The sequence below is a fragment of the Ramlibacter cellulosilyticus genome (assembly GCF_014297465.1).
Classification (GTDB): domain Bacteria; phylum Pseudomonadota; class Gammaproteobacteria; order Burkholderiales; family Burkholderiaceae_C; genus Ramlibacter; species Ramlibacter cellulosilyticus.
Map to the genome: position 1 here is coordinate 156,630 of NZ_JACORT010000002.1, position 14,060 is coordinate 170,689.

Consider the following 14,060-nt stretch of genomic DNA (forward strand, 5'->3'; position numbering starts at 1 on the left):
GGCGCCTTTCTTCCTCGCGCCGCCGCGCTGATCTCCGCGCGGGCTCGGATAATCGCAGCCTCGAGGAGACCCCCGTGAAGTTCCTGCACACCGCCGACTGGCAGATCGGCCGCCTTCATTCCCAGTTCGACGCGGGCGACGCCGCGGAACTGGCGAACGGCCGCATCGAATCGGTCCGCCGGATCGCCGCGCTCGCCACCGGGCACGCCGTGGACGCGGTGCTGGTCGCGGGCGACGTGTTCGACAGCCAGACGCCGCGCGAGAAGACCGTCGTGCGCCTGTTCGAAGCGCTGGCCGGCTACGACGGGCCCTGGCTCCTGCTGCCCGGCAACCACGATGCGGCCCTGGCCGAATCGGTCTGGCAGCTGGCGCAGCGCCTGGGTGCGGTGCCTCCGAACGCCATCCTCTGCCTGCGGCCGGAAGTCGTGGAAGTCACCGGCCGCGGCGGCTCCCGCTTCGCCGTGCTCCCTGCGCCCCTGACCCAGCGCCACACCCACACCGACCTCACCGACTGGTTCGACCAGGCCGCCACGTCCGAAGGCCTGCTGCGGATCGGCCTGGCGCACGGCAGCGTGGCCGGCATCCTGCCGGAGGACGTCGATTCGCCCAACCCGATCGCCGCCGGCCGCGCGGCGCGGGCGCGCCTGGACTACCTCGCGCTCGGCGACTGGCACGGCCGCAAGCAGGTGGACGATCGCACCTGGTACAGCGGCACGCACGAGCCCGAGCGCTTCCGCGACAACGATCCGGGGCACGTGCTGCTGGTGGAAATCGACGCACCGGGCACCCTGCCGCGCGTCAGCTCCATCGCGAGCGCCCGCTACCGCTGGCTGCAACTGCGCCTGGACGTCACGGGGGAAGCGGACGTCGAACAAGCCCTGGAGCAGCTCGCGGCGATCGATGCATCCACCGTCGCCGACGTCGTGCTCGGTGGCACGTGCGACCTGGCCGCCCAGGCGCGGCTGCAGGCGGCGCTGGAGGCTGCCGAACGCAACGCCGCCGCTTTCACCGCCAGGCAGCACGACCTGCGGCTCGCGCCGACCGAAGCCGACCTGCAGGCCCTGCATGCCGACGGTTTCGTCGGCGAGGCGGTGAAGGAACTGAGGACGCAGCTGGAGGGCCCGCAGGCGGAGCTGGCGCGCGAAGCGCTGCTGCAGCTCGCCCGCATCCAGCGCAGCGCCCATGCCGGCGCGTCCGCGCAGGGAGCGGCCGCATGAAGATCCGCTCCATCCGCCTCGAAGGCTTCAAGCGTTTCCGCCAGCCGCTCGCCCTCGAGACGCTGGCCGAGGGCATCAACCTGATCGCGGCCGGCAACGGCAAGGGCAAGTCCACCCTCGCGCAGGCGGTGCGCGTCGGATTCCTGGAGCGGCACCGCACGGCGAGCCTCGGCGAGACGCTGGCGCCCTGGAGCCAGCCGGGCGCCAACCCCAGCGTGCAGATCGAGTTCCTGCGCGAAGGCAAGCGCTTCCGCCTGGCCAAGACCTTCGGCGCGAAGAAGTCGTGCACGCTGGAGATCGAAGGCGCCAAGCCCCTGAGCGGCGACGACGCGGAACAGGCGCTCGCCGACATGTTCGCCTTCAGCTACGCCGGCAGGGGCGAGAGCAAGGCGGAGAACCAGGGCGTGCCGGGCCTGTTGTGGGTGCAGCAAGGCAGCTCCGGCCAGATCGCGCAGCAGGTGGAGCATGCGCACGACTACATCCGGCGCGCGCTCGGCGACGACCTCGGCGAACTCGCGGCCACCGCGGGCGACCGGGTGATCGACCAGGTGGCCGCGGAGCTCGCCGTGTTGCAGACGAAGACGGGCAAGCCGGCCGGCGATCACGCCCGCGGCATCGAGCAGCTGGCCGCCAGCCAGCAGCGGCTGGAGCAGCTGCGCACCGCGATCGCCGACTACGAGAGTGCCGTCGACCGCTTCACGCAATTGCGCGACCAGCACGCGATGGGCGAGCGCGACCAGCCCTGGCAGAAGCTCCGCGCGCAGGCAGAGAAGGCGCGGCTGGACCTGCAGGCGATCGAGCAGCTCGCCGGCCAGCGGCAGCAGCTGGAACTGCAGCGGCAGGTGGCCGCCAGTCGCGCGGCGCAGTGCGTGCAGGAACTCCAAGCGCTGGAGCAGGAGGAACAGGCGGCGCAGGACCGCGAGCGCGCCGTCGCCGCCGCCAACGAGGAAGACGCGCGCACGCACGATGCGGTGCGCGTCGCCGAGGTGCAGCTTCGCGCCGCGCAGGACGCCGACACCGCCGCGCGCGACGCGGCCGCGGCTGCACGCCGCGCTGCCTTGCGCCGTGGCCAGGAGGACGCCTTGCGCTCGGCGCGCCAGCGGCAGCAGGAGCTCGCGGCGCAGATCGCCACCGTGGAAGGGCAGCAGCAGCAACTGATCGCGCACCAGGCCGCGCAGGCGCGGCTGCAGGGATTTGCCGGCGCGGGCAAGTCGCTGCGTGCCGCCGAATCCAGGCTGTCGCAGGCGCGCGCGAAGCTGGAGGCGGTCTCCACGCGCGTCGAATACGCGTTGCAGGCCGAGGGCATCCGTCTCGACGGGAAGCCGCTCGCGGGCAGCGGCAGCGTGACGGTGTCCGAGCCGGTCGAACTGGCGATCCCCGGCTTCGGCAGCATCCGCGTGCTGCCCGGGGCCAACGAGCTCTCGCAGTTGCGCGCGGACCTCCGCCGGGCCGAAGACGAACTGCAGGGCCTGCTGCAAGGCTTCGGCGCCGAGAGCATCGAGCAGGCACGCCAGGGCGAGGACGACCTGCAGGCGGCCAGGTCCCGGGTGGAGCAGGCCCAGGCCCTGCTGCGCGGGCTCGCGCCGGCCGGCCTCGAGCCCTTGCGCAGCGCCCTCACCGTTGCCGCGGGCGAAGCCACCCGGTACGAACAGTCGCTCGCCGCCTTGCCGGCCGACGACGGTCCTGTCGTGGCCGTCGAGGCGGCCGAAGCGCGCGAGAAGGTCACGCAGGAAGGACTCCGTGCCGCCCAGCGTGCGCACGAGAGTGCGCGCGAGCAGGCCAGCCGTGCCCAGGAGCAACTGCGCCTCGCCACGCGCGAACTCGACGCCGCGCGCGCGCGTCTGCAGGCGCCCGGCCGCGACGAGCGCCGGTCCGCGGCGCAGCGCGGGCTGGTGGCAGCGCGCGCCGAGGAGGACGAACGCGCGCAGGCGATCGCCCGGCTCGACGAGCAGTTGCAGGCTTCGCAGCCCGAACACTTGCGCAACGACATCCGCCGCTGGAACGATGGCGCCGCGGCGCTCGAAGCGGCGCACGGCCGCATCGGCGCCGAGCTGCACCAGCTGGCCGGCCAGCTGGAAGCCAAGGGCGCGCTCGGCCTGCAGGAGCAGGCGGCGACGCTGGAAGAGGAAGTGGCGCGCCTGCAGCGGCAGGTGGACGACCGCACGCGCCGCGCCGCCGCGCTCTCGCACCTGCTGGAGGTGCTGACGGCCAAGCGTGCCGAGGTCGCGCGCGGCCTGCGCGCGCCGCTGCAGAAGCACCTGAACCACTATCTCGCGATCCAGTTCCCCGGCGCCAGCATCGAGCTGGACGAAGCGCTGCGCCCGGCGCGCATCAGCCGCAGCGGCGCCTTCGGCACCGAAACCGGCCGCTTCGAGGAACTCTCCGGCGGCGAGCGCGAGCAGCTGGGCATCATCGCGCGCCTGGCCTATGCCGACCTGCTGAAGGAAGCCGGCAAGCCGACGCTGGTGATGCTGGACGACTCGCTGGTGAACTCGGACCACGAGCGCCTCGCGCGCATGAAGCGCGTCCTCTACGACGCCGCGCAGCGCCACCAGATCCTGATCTTCACCTGCCACCAGGAGAACTGGCTGGACATGGGCGTGGCGCCGATCGCGTTGCAATAGCGCGGGCGCGCCTGGCCTGGGTTGGCAGCCACGTAGGCTGGGTTGACGTAGGCTGGGTTGGCGAAGCCACCCCAGCGATCGGCGCGATCGCAGCGAACGCTGGGGTGCGCTTCGCGCAACCCAGCCTACGTACCGGTGTGTCCCGCCGTTCGTCGTAGGGTGGCCGCGGCGCGCCGCGGGCCGGTGAGCGAAGCGAACCCCACCGAGCGCGCCAGCGCCCACCGCGCACCGGCGCGACGCGACGCGTCGTGTGCGCTCCTATCCTCTGCCGTTCCACAAGGAGCAGCATGAGCACGCCGACGATCTTCTATCTCCATGGTTTCGCCAGCGCCGGCAACGGGCCGAAAGCCCAGGCCCTCCGGTCCAGGTTCGGCCCCCGCTCCGTGCTGTCGCCCGACCTGCCCATCGATCCGCGCGCCGTGCGCGACGAAGTCGACTCGCTCATCCGGACGGCCCGCAGCTCTCCCCTCATCCTGGTGGGGACCAGCCTCGGCGGCTTCTATGCCTGCTACTTCTCGCGGCGCTGGAGCCTGCCTTGCGTGCTCGTGAACCCGAGCATGGAGCCGAGCCGGACGGTCGGCAAGCGCATCGGCACCCACAGGAACTACAGCACGGGGGCGGACTTCGAGGTCACGCAGGAGCATGCGCGCGAATGGGCGGCCATGGAGGCCAGCCTCGCCGAAGGCCTGGACGCCCGCCTCGTCAGCCTCTTCCTCGCGCAGGACGACGACGTCCTCCCGTACACGAGCGCCCTGCAGCGCATCCCGGCGGACGCCTTCCGGTGCGTCACGCCCGACGGCGGACATCGCTACGAGTCGCACTGGGGGAGCGTCATGGACCGCATCGCCGCCGTTGCGGCAAGCCTTGGATGAACGACCTCGAACGCGAGCGCCTCGCGCTGTGCCGGGACCTCGAAGCGAAGGCGATGCAGGCGCTCGCGCGCCGCGGCATGGACCCGGAGCAGGCCGTCCGCGAGGGCGTGCGCGAAGGCACGTCGCGCGTGTTCGCCCGCTACGTGGCGGAATGCCATCCGTCCCTGCGGTTCCGCCGCCTCATGGCGCAGTCGGTGCTGGCCGCGTTCGGGCGCCTGCCCCTGCGCTACCTGCGACCGATCGACTATCTCGGCGCGACGATGTACCTCCAGCGCCGCTGGCGCAGGAAGTTCCAGGCGCGCTTCCTCGCGTTCTGGGACTGGGCTGCGCAGCGGGAGCCCGCGCAGCCGCTGGAGGAGTTCGTGGTGGAGCTGGCGGCAATGGCGTTGCCGCCGGCGCGCGACGTCGCGCGCACCGCTGCGACACGAGCCGTCGCGCCGCCGGGGAGGATGGCCCGCGACTGAAACAAGGAGGGTCCCGTCCTGCTCACCGACATCCTGCTCCAGGCGCTGCAGCGCGCCACCTTCTCCCTCGACCTGCGCTGGCGCTCGCCCGGCGAGGCCTTCGCGGTCCAGAGCTCCGCGGCGGCCGACCGCATCTCCGACGGCTTCCGCTTCGACGATGCCGGCCCCTGGCTGGAGCTCGAGGCCAGCGCGAACGCACCCGCGCACGAGATCCCGCAGGTCCGCGTGCGGGTCGCCATCTCCGCGGACGCGAAGGCGGAAGACGCGCTCCTGCGCCTGGCCAACGACGCCAACCGGCGCGGCTGGGCCGCCGTGCACTGCGACCTGCCCACCGGCACGCTGGTCGTGCAGCAGTCCATCGTCTACACGGGCTACCACGACGTCCCCGGCCTTCCCCCGGACGCGGGCATGGTGTTCGCGCAACGCGAGGCCACGCTCAACATGCTGGTCGCGGTCTTCTCCACGTGTGCCACTTGCCTGGAGCTGCTGCAGTCCGGGACGGCCGGGACGCCGCCCGCGCTGCGGCGCATCGCGCCCTGCCCGATCGAGCTGCTGCAACCCTTCAGCGTCTTCGTGCTCTCGCGGCTGGTGCGCTGGGACCTTGCGGAGCTCGCGGACGCCGGTCCGGCCTGGGTCCTCGTCCGGGACGCGGCGCTTCGGTGCATGCGGGACGGCGCGAGCGCGCAGGCGCAGGAACGCGTCGATGGCTGGCTGCGGCACCGCGCCGACGCCGGCGAAGCAGAGGCCGCCATGTTCGACGGCATCCTGTTCGACGTGGACCGCAGCTGCCGCTGGGTGCTGCGGGACGTGATGGCGGATCCGCCGGATGCCCGCCCGCTGCGGCAGCTGATGCTCCTGGAGCAGGCCCTCGCCGTGCACGCAGGCGCGTGGCAATCCGTGAGGCTGCGCCCAGGCAGCGTGCGCGACGCGCTGGCGAAGGGCCTCGACCTCCCACCGGCCCGCGTGCCGGAAACTTTCGTCGATCGGCTGCTCCAGCGCTTTCCCTTCCTCGCGCCCCGGAGCTGACCTCCCGCGCCATCACGCCAGCCTTGCGAATGCCTCGTGCTGCGCGGCGAGGCGCTGCAGGTAGATGGGCGGGATGCTGCCCGCCGGCAGCCCGAGTGCGGCTGCCAGTGCGTCGGCGCCCGCCGGCGCGAGCTCCAGCCCTTCCCACAGGTCCGGCCGCGCGGCCACGGCAGCGCGCAGGAGCAGCAGCTGCCCCACCGGGTCCGAGGCCGGCGGATCGGGCATGAGGCCTGCAAGCCGCTGGCGGGCATCCTGCGCCACCCGTTCGAGGATGTCGTCCAGCGCCGTCGGCGCGCTGCGCGGCGCGCGTGCAATCGCCTCGCGCACCCGCCGCTGCAGCAACATCCGCCCCGGCGCTCGCGCCCCGACCGACACCGCCCGCGAACGCAGCAGGCGCGCGAGCGCATAGGTGCACACGTCCTCCATCGGCCCCATCAGCTCACCTGCCCTGCGTAGGCGCTGAGCAGCAGCTTCGACGACGCGTAGCTGGTGCGGATCCAGCGCGCCAGGCTCGTCGCGTCCGGCGCGAGGGGAAATTCGTCGACGCCCGGCTCGCCGGGATCGAGCACGCAACGCGTGAACACCTGCGCGCGCACCTGGATGTGCCGCGTCGCCTCGTGGCGCGAGAAGTGGCAGGGCCAGCACAGGTCGTGGACGTGCTGCACCCGCTGGTACAGCGCCACCGTGTCGGCGCCCGCCAGGTCGCCGGGCAGCAGCAGCGTCATCTCGACGCGCGGCACGCCGAGCTCGCTGGCGGCGAAGCGCAGTTCCGCCGCGGGCGCGCCTTCGCGCAGGGGCAGCGTGCAGGCATGGGCGCCCGCGGGATACAGCAAGCCGGGCGACGGCCCGGTGCGGGTGAACGGGCACGGGAGCGCCGCCTTCAGCAAGGCGCGGCGAAGCAGGTCATCGGTCTTCATGGCAAGGGTCTCCGCTGGTGGGGGGACGCACTCTAGGAAGCCGGTGCGACGCAACGTGTCGCAGCGCCGCGGAGACTGCCGCCTCATCGAAAGACAGGAGCACCCATGGGATTCCGAGACGGCGAATGGCGCCCCGATGGCAGGAAGCCGGAGCACGCGGCCAACCTGCGCGTGTGCCTGGCGTTGCTGCGCATCTACCGCAACGTGCGCGTGCGCGAGAGCGACACGGACCATGCCGCGCTGGCGCTGCCCTTCTGGCCGCTGCTGCGCCTGCAGCGCACGCTGCTGCGGGACGCGATCTCCGGCGCGCCGCTGCCCTCTGGAGGCAGGCGCGGCATGCGCAACCTGGTCCGCGACGACGCGCAGGAGCACGTCGCCCGCTGGCTGAAGGCCGGCGCGCGCAGCGGCCGCACCCTGCCGCTGCAGCCGCCCGAGAACGTCGTGCTGGAGATCGTGGGCGAGGCGATGGTGCGCGGTGGCGCGCGGTTCCGGCCGCTGTTCGACGCGCTGGAGGCCGACCTGGAGCGCCGCGTCGCACGCAGCGCCCTGCCGGCGGACCGCAACGTCGACATGCTCGGGCAGCTCCTCGCCTTGACGGACGTGGAGCGCGGCTACCTCGCGCTCGCCGCCGCGGTGCTGGCCAGCAGCATCGGCACCGCACCGTTCGCATCGGCCGCCGGCGGTGCGCGCCTCGTGCAGGCCGTGCAGTCGGCGCTGCCCGGTGCCGAAGAACACGACGTGCGCGCCATGATGCGGCGCGGCTCCCGCCTGCTGCGCAGCGGCCTGCTGGACGCCGGGAGCTTCACGCAGCGCAACGACCTGGAAGACATGCTGCGGGTGTCGCGCCTGGGCATGCTGCTGGTCACCACGCCCGTGCGCGACGCGGCGGCGATGGCCGCCATCGTGCTGCGCCGCCTGCCCCAGCCGGTGGACGACGCGCTCGCGTGGCCGCACCTGGAAGCGCGCAGCGAGCTGCTGCGCGCCGCGCTCGCGCAGGCGCTGGCCACGCAACGCCCGGGCGTGAACATCCTCCTGTACGGCGCGCCCGGCACCGGCAAGACGCAGTACGCGGCGCAGGTCGTGCAGCGGCTGGGCGCCGAGGGCTTCAGCGTCATGGACACGGACCCCGACGGCGACCCCGCCTCGCGCGAGGAGCGCCTGGGCAGCCTGCTGCTCACGCAGGTGTTCGCGCCGCGGGGCCGCAGCGTGGTCGTCCTCGACGAAGCGGAAGACATCTTCCAGGCCGAATACAACAACCCGCTCGGGCGCATGTTCGGCCGGCGCGACGACAGCAAGTCGTGGGTCAACGGCCTGCTGGAACGCAACGTCCACCCGGTACTCTGGATCAGCAACCGCATCGACCACCTGGACCCGGCGTACCTGCGGCGCTTCACCTACTGCCTGCAATTCCCCGCCACGCCGCGGCAGGTGCGGCGCGAGGTGGTGCGCCGGCACCTGGCGCCGCTCGGGTGCTCGACGCAGCTGGTGGAGTCCATCGCGGCGGACCCGAATGCATCGCCCGCGCTGGTGTCCTCCGCCGCGAACTTCACGCAGCTGGCCGGCCTCGCCGGTGCGCGGGCCGACGCCGGCGTGAAGGTGATGCTGGGCGACATGCTCGAGGCCATGGGCTGCAAGCTGCGCCCCGGCATCCCCGAGCGCGCGACGCGCTTCGACCTGCGCTACCTGCATGCCAAGGGTGCGATCGGTGCCGACGCGGTGCTGGGCGGACTGGAGCGGCTGGGCCGCGGCCGCCTGCTTTTGAGCGGCCCGCCCGGCACGGGCAAGACGCAGTTGGCGGCGGAGATCGCACAGCGGCTCGGGCGCGAACTGGTGTACCGCACGGCATCCGACATCAACTCGATGTGGTTCGGCCAGAGCGAGCGCAACGTGGCGCGCCTGTTCGAGGAGTGCGAGCCGCAGCAGGAGATCCTGTTCCTGGACGAGGCCGACACGCTGCTCGCGGCGCGCGAGGCCTCCGGCCACCGCCCCGAGGTGGCGGTGACGGCGGAATTCCTGCGCCAGGTGGAGGCATTCCAGGGCGTATTCGTCTGCGCCACCAACTTCGGCCGCCACATCGACGCCGCGCTGCTGCGCCGCTTCGAGTACCGGCTGGAGATGCTGCCGCTGCGGCCGGAGCAGCGGGAGGCCCTGTTCTGTGAGACCGCGCTGGGCTGGAGCGGAGAAGAGCCGCGCCCGGCGCTGGCCGCCGACGTGGCGGCGCGGCTGCACCGGCTGGACCAGCTCACGCCCGGCGACTTCGCCAACGTGGTGCGGCGCGTGCGTGCGCTGCAGCTCGCGCTGGACCCGGCCGCCTGGGTCGGCGAGCTGGAGGCGGAGCACGCCGTGAAGCCGGGTGCCCAGCGCGCTGGCATCGGCTTCGTGTGAGGCCGCTACACGGTCATGCCGTACAGCGTGATCAGGAGGACGAGCACGGAGGCCCAGTAGATCGGGGCCCCGACCCAGGAGCGCACGGTGGACGACAGGGTGCCGAGGATGGAGATGGCGACCGCGATGGGAATCAACATGTCAGCTTGCTACAAGGTTTGGAACGGTGCCACTGTGCAGCGGGGCACGACGCGTCGTGCCGCAGCGCCGTCGTGTGCATTCCTGCGTGGGTGGCCCGCAACAGGCGTCGCAATGGCGTATTGCTTACATCGAGTTACGGCTCTTAGCATCGGCACCTCGCGCCTGGCGGGAGGCAGCCGGCATCCGGCGGCGACCAGGACGCGGACAAAGCAGTGACGCAGGAAAAGAAAACGACGAGCGCACGGGGGAAAGGTGGCACGCGATCGCGGCCGGCCTCGCTGGAGACGCTCGCCTTCACGCTGGAGCTGCTCAAGCGCATCCCGCGCGGACGCAAGATCACCGCGACGGAGCTGTGGAAGCAGCTGCGGGATGCGGGTTGGCAGCGGGACCTGCGCACGGTGCAACGCCAGCTGGAGGAGCTCTCCGCGCACTTCGACATCGAGCGCGACGACCGCGAGCGGCCCTACGGCTACTGCTGGAAGGAGGCGGCGCGCGGCCTGTCCATCCCGCACCTCAACGAGACGGAGTCGCTGGTCCTGGCGCTGGCGGAGCGGCAGCTCGGCGCGCTGCTGCCGGCGGACGTGATGCGGTCCATGGAGCCCTTCTTCGCGCAGGCGCGCGGCACGCTGGGCGCCGCTGCGCGCCTGCAGAAGGGATCCGCCGCCGGCGAATGGATGGAGAAGGTGCGCGTGGTGAGCAGCGCGCAGCCGCTGCTGCCGCCCGAGATCCGGCCCGGCGTCTTCGACGCCGTGAGCCGCGCCCTCTACGCCAACCACTTGCTCGACGTGCAGTACCGGAACGCGCGCGGCGAGCTGGTGAAGGGCCGCGTGCAGCCGTTGGGCCTCGCGCAGCAGGCCGAGCGCCTGTACCTGGTGTGCCGCTTCGACGGCTACGAGGACGACCGCTCGCTGGCGCTGCACCGCATCCAGAAGGCGAAGGAAACGGGCCTGCCCTTCGCGCGGCCGAAGGGCTTCGACCTGGAGCGCTTCGACGACGAGGGTCGCCTGGCGTTCGGACAAGGAGAGAAGGTGCAGATCGACATCCTGATCGACAAGGGGGCGGGGCTGCACCTGGCGGAGTCGCGCCTGGCCGCGGACCAGCGCCTGGAGGAACGCGGCAGCGATTACAGGATCCGCGCCACCGTCGCATCGACGGAGCGCCTGGTGTGGTGGCTGCGGGGCTTCGGCGACGACGTGACGGTGCTTGCGCCGGCGCGCCTGGCGCGTGCGGTGCATCCGCACCGGATGAAGGTGGCGGCATGAGCACGCGTCCTCGGTACCTCACGAAGTCGCGCTTCAAGCTCGCGGTGGAGTGCCCGACCAAGCTGCATTACACGGGCAAGCCCGCGGTGTACCCGGACGCGAAGTCCGACGACGAATTTCTGCAGGCGCTGGCCGAAGGCGGCTTCCAGGTCGGGGAGCTGGCCAAGCTGATGTTCCCCGGCGGCATCGAGGTCACCGCCGCGACGCACGACGCGCAGGTGGCCGAGACGGACGCCCTGCTCCAGCGCGACGAGGTCACGATCTTCGAAGCCGCGATCCGCCACGGCAACTTCTTCGTGCGCGTGGACATCCTGCGGAAAATGGGAACGCAGGTGGAACTGATCGAGGTGAAGGCCAAGTCCTTCGACTCCACGGACCCGCATGCCTTCCGCGCGAAGCGGGGCGGGATCGTCGGGGAGATGCTGCCGTACCTGCAGGACATCGCGTTCCAGCGGCACGTGTTCGCCCTTGCTTACCCCGGCCTGCAGGCCCGGTGCAGCCTGATGATGGCGGACAAGTCGAAGGCGGGTTCCGTCGACGGGCTGAACCAGATGTTCCGGATCCGGCGCGATGGCAGGCAGGCGCGCGTGGAGGTGCGTGCTGCCGCGATCGGGGAGCCGGTGCTGACCTGCGCGGATGTCGAGGCGGAAGTGCAGGAGATCCTGGTGCGGCCGCTGAAGGCGCCCGGTGCGCCGGCCGGGGCGACGCTCGCCTCGCTCGCGCAGGAGTGGAGCGAGCGCTACGTGCGCGACGAGCGCATCGCACCGGTACCCGGCGCGCGCTGCGCCCACTGCGAATTCCGCGTCGACGCTCCCGTGGCAGGCCAGCGCAGCGGCTTCCACGAATGCTGGCAGCAGGCCTTCGGCATGGGCCCGGAAGGGATCGCCCGCGGCACCGTGCTGGACTTGTGGAACTTCCGCAAGAAGGCGGAGCTGATGGAGCGCGGCGTGGTGGCGCTCGCGGACGTGACGCCGGACATGCTCGGCGAGCCTTCCGCGTCGGAGGGCCTCGGTGCCTACGCGCGCCAGTGCCTGCAGATCCGCCCCGAGTGGCCGGGCGGCGGTGACTTCTACCTGGACCGCGAGCTGCTGCGGCGCGAGATGGGCCAGTGGGAATACCCGCTGCACATGATCGACTTCGAAACGGCGCGCGTCGCGCTGCCGTACTTCGCCGGCCAGCGCCCGTACGAGAACATCGCCTTCCAGTTCTCGCACCACACCATCGCCGCCGACGGCGCGGTGGCGCACGCGAACGAGTTCCTGGTGACCACGCCGGGGCAGCGGCCGAACTACGACTTCGCGCGTGCGCTGGCGCGGGCGGTGGGCGCGCGCGGCACGGTGTTCATGTGGTCGCCGCACGAGAACACGACGCTGGTCGCGATCCTGAAGGAACTGGAAGCGGACCCGCATCCGACCGCCGACGCACCCGAGCTGATGGCGTTCCTGCGCAGCCTGACGCGCCGGAAGATCGATGCGAAGCGGATCGAAGTGGGCGACCGCGCCATGGTGGACCTGTGCGACCTGGCCGAGCGCGCGTTCTTCCATCCGTCCACACGGGGCAGCTGTTCGATCAAGAAGGTGCTGCCGGCGGTGCTGCGGTCGTCGGCGTACCTGCGCGGGCGCTATTCGCAGCCGGTGTACGGGGCGGCGGGTGGGGTTCCTAGCCTGAACTTCCGGGAGCAGGTGTGGTGGGTGCGAGAGGCTAACGGCGGCGTGAAGGATCCGTACAAGTTGCTGGCGCCGGTGTTCGATGACGTGTCGCTGGAGGCCGACGACGAGGAGTCGTCGGAGTTCGGGGAGATCCGGGCGGGTGGCGCGGCGACGATGGCTTATGCGCGGTTGCAGTTCGGGGATGTGGCGGCTGCGGATCGTGGGCGGGTCGAGGCGGCGTTGAAGCGGTACTGCGAGCTGGATACGTTGGCGATGGTGATGGTGCTGGAGGCGTGGCGGGAGGAGTGCAAACAACGATGACGGAACATGAGGATGGCCTCCTGAGCTTGTTGGAGGCAGTGGAGGCGTTCGAGCGAGAACATGACGTCGCGGAGAGGTTCAACTTCTTCGACGCGGTCGGCATGAAGACGCAGGAAATCCGGCACTCGCGCTTCATCGGCTACCTGCTGAACCCCAGCGAGGCGCACGGTCTCGGCGATCGGTTTCTGAAAGCCTTCCTGTTGGATGTCGTCGCGGTGCATCCCGAAGAGTCCCCGCTGTCCAGGCTTACCGTCGCGGTGGCCGATCTCTCCGGCGCCTTCGTGTACTACGAACGCGACCATTTCGACATCACCATCCACGTGCCAACACTCCGCCTGCTGGTGGTGATCGAAAACAAGATCCGGGCCTCCGAGAGGGACAAGCAGCTTTCCGACTACAGGGATCGCGCAAAGGTCAAGTATCACGAAGACAACTTCATGGGCGTGTTCCTCACTCCGGACGGCTACGACGGCGAGGATGGCGCGTGGGCCTGCATTGGTTACCGGCGCATCAAGGACACCTTGCATCGTGTCCTGAGGGAGGCCGCGCCGCATCCGCGTATCGCCGACGCCATTGGCGACTATCTGCATTTGTTGGAAAGGGAGGTCGTGGTGTCCGAAGAATTGGTGAATGCCTGCAAGAAGATCTACGCACAGCATCGACAGGCGTTCGACCTGATCATCGAGCACGGACAGGTCTCGGCCCTGGGCGAGGCCTTCAAGACGTTCGCTCAGGATGTGTCCGAGGTCGAGGCGTTCTCCACTCGGCCCAACGATGTGTTCTTTGTCGCAAGAGACTGGTTGACTGCTCCAGAACTCCAAGTAGCCGACAAGGAACGATGGGGGTCCAGCTTTCCCGCGAAGTTCTGGTTCCACCGCGAGGAGGAGAAGCTTTCGCTGTGCGTCGAGGTTGGCCCGGTCCTGGATGGGAGTTCGTTCGATCGCGCGCGCTTCGTGAGGGAACTGCGCGCCCGCTTCAAGGAGAAGGACAAGAAGTTCAAGTCCTCGTTCACGCGGATCCGCACCTACAAGGCCAAGGTGGAGGACGACCTTGATCCCGAGGCGATGCACAGCGAGATGGTCAGGCTCTGGCGCCAGATGGGAGCCAATGAAGCCATCGACCATGTGTTCGAGGCGGCCAAAGCCAGCGTGGCGCCCTGAGGAATGAAGTCTGCATCGAATG

12 protein-coding genes are annotated in these 14,060 nt (G+C 71.0%); 9 read left to right on the forward strand and 3 right to left on the reverse strand.

Annotation, left to right across the window (positions count from 1 at the left end; all coding sequences use genetic code 11):
* The first annotated feature begins 74 nt into the window (after positions 1-74).
* The 5 genes from H8N03_RS06700 to H8N03_RS06720 all read left to right on the forward strand — a co-directional run bounded on the left by H8N03_RS06700 (position 75) and on the right by H8N03_RS06720 (position 6,203).
* Complete coding sequence (locus tag H8N03_RS06700; protein ID WP_187075386.1) at positions 75-1,217, forward strand: metallophosphoesterase family protein; 1,143 nt, start codon at positions 75-77, stop codon at positions 1,215-1,217.
* A complete protein-coding gene (locus H8N03_RS06705; protein WP_187075387.1) occupies positions 1,214-3,841 on the forward strand; it encodes an AAA family ATPase in 2,628 nt (875 codons plus the stop codon). Before H8N03_RS06700 ends, H8N03_RS06705 begins: the two co-directional genes overlap by 4 nt.
* Before the next feature lie 287 nt (positions 3,842-4,128).
* A complete protein-coding gene (locus tag H8N03_RS06710; protein WP_187075388.1) occupies positions 4,129-4,713 on the forward strand; it encodes a YqiA/YcfP family alpha/beta fold hydrolase in 585 nt (194 codons plus the stop codon).
* Complete coding sequence (locus H8N03_RS06715; protein ID WP_187075389.1) at positions 4,710-5,177, forward strand: hypothetical protein; 468 nt, start codon at positions 4,710-4,712, stop codon at positions 5,175-5,177. The genes H8N03_RS06710 and H8N03_RS06715 overlap by 4 nt, the downstream gene beginning before the upstream one ends.
* Positions 5,178-5,402: 225 nt before the next feature.
* Positions 5,403-6,203, forward strand: a complete 801-nt coding sequence (locus tag H8N03_RS06720; protein WP_187075390.1) for a hypothetical protein — start codon at positions 5,403-5,405, stop codon at positions 6,201-6,203.
* Positions 6,204-6,215: 12 nt separating this feature from the next.
* Here the strand turns inward: H8N03_RS06720 and H8N03_RS06725 are convergent, their stop codons facing one another.
* Positions 6,216-6,638, reverse strand: coding sequence for a hypothetical protein (locus tag H8N03_RS06725; protein ID WP_187075391.1), 423 nt, complete (start codon positions 6,636-6,638; stop codon positions 6,216-6,218).
* The gene (locus tag H8N03_RS06730) at positions 6,638-7,120 is read right to left on the reverse strand and encodes a hypothetical protein (protein WP_187075392.1); all 483 of its coding nucleotides are present in this window, start codon (positions 7,118-7,120) and stop codon (positions 6,638-6,640) included. The genes H8N03_RS06725 and H8N03_RS06730 overlap by 1 nt, the downstream gene beginning before the upstream one ends.
* 105 nt (positions 7,121-7,225) lie before the next feature.
* Here H8N03_RS06730 and H8N03_RS06735 point away from each other — a divergent pair, with 105 nt between their 5' ends.
* Positions 7,226-9,505, forward strand: a complete 2,280-nt coding sequence (locus tag H8N03_RS06735) for an AAA family ATPase (RefSeq protein WP_187075393.1) — start codon at positions 7,226-7,228, stop codon at positions 9,503-9,505.
* Between the two features lie 5 nt (positions 9,506-9,510).
* On the opposite strand, the gene H8N03_RS26230 is transcribed toward H8N03_RS06735, so the two are convergent.
* Positions 9,511-9,645: a hypothetical protein gene (locus H8N03_RS26230; RefSeq protein WP_255428100.1), complete on the reverse strand. Its 135-nt coding sequence runs from the start codon at positions 9,643-9,645 to the stop codon at positions 9,511-9,513.
* Positions 9,646-9,858: 213 nt separating this feature from the next.
* Here H8N03_RS26230 and H8N03_RS06740 point away from each other — a divergent pair, with 213 nt between their 5' ends.
* The 3 genes from H8N03_RS06740 to H8N03_RS06750 are packed head-to-tail and all read left to right on the forward strand — an operon-like array spanning position 9,859 to position 14,038.
* Positions 9,859-10,908, forward strand: coding sequence for a helix-turn-helix transcriptional regulator (locus tag H8N03_RS06740; protein WP_187075394.1), 1,050 nt, complete (start codon positions 9,859-9,861; stop codon positions 10,906-10,908).
* On the forward strand, positions 10,905-12,878 hold the full coding sequence (locus H8N03_RS06745; protein ID WP_187075395.1) for a DUF2779 domain-containing protein: 1,974 nt from the start codon (positions 10,905-10,907) through the stop codon (positions 12,876-12,878). Before H8N03_RS06740 ends, H8N03_RS06745 begins: the two co-directional genes overlap by 4 nt.
* The gene (locus H8N03_RS06750; RefSeq protein ID WP_187075396.1) at positions 12,875-14,038 is read left to right on the forward strand and encodes a PDDEXK-like family protein; all 1,164 of its coding nucleotides are present in this window, start codon (positions 12,875-12,877) and stop codon (positions 14,036-14,038) included. Before H8N03_RS06745 ends, H8N03_RS06750 begins: the two co-directional genes overlap by 4 nt.
* Positions 14,039-14,060 lie beyond the last annotated feature (22 nt).

Excerpts from the sequence above, each read along its gene's own strand:
- H8N03_RS06750 (WP_187075396.1), top strand. The coding sequence starts at position 12,875 with ATGACGGAACATGAGGATGGCCTCCTGAGCTTGTTGGAGGCAGTGGAG.
- H8N03_RS06725 (WP_187075391.1), bottom strand. The coding sequence starts at position 6,638 with ATGGGGCCGATGGAGGACGTGTGCACCTATGCGCTCGCGCGCCTGCTG.
- H8N03_RS06715 (WP_187075389.1), top strand. The coding sequence starts at position 4,710 with ATGAACGACCTCGAACGCGAGCGCCTCGCGCTGTGCCGGGACCTCGAA.
- H8N03_RS06710 (WP_187075388.1), top strand. The coding sequence starts at position 4,129 with ATGAGCACGCCGACGATCTTCTATCTCCATGGTTTCGCCAGCGCCGGC.
- H8N03_RS06705 (WP_187075387.1), top strand. The coding sequence starts at position 1,214 with ATGAAGATCCGCTCCATCCGCCTCGAAGGCTTCAAGCGTTTCCGCCAG.
- H8N03_RS06735 (WP_187075393.1), top strand. The coding sequence starts at position 7,226 with ATGGGATTCCGAGACGGCGAATGGCGCCCCGATGGCAGGAAGCCGGAG.
- H8N03_RS06745 (WP_187075395.1), top strand. The coding sequence starts at position 10,905 with ATGAGCACGCGTCCTCGGTACCTCACGAAGTCGCGCTTCAAGCTCGCG.
- H8N03_RS26230 (WP_255428100.1), bottom strand. The coding sequence starts at position 9,645 with ATGTTGATTCCCATCGCGGTCGCCATCTCCATCCTCGGCACCCTGTCG.
- H8N03_RS06730 (WP_187075392.1), bottom strand. The coding sequence starts at position 7,120 with ATGAAGACCGATGACCTGCTTCGCCGCGCCTTGCTGAAGGCGGCGCTC.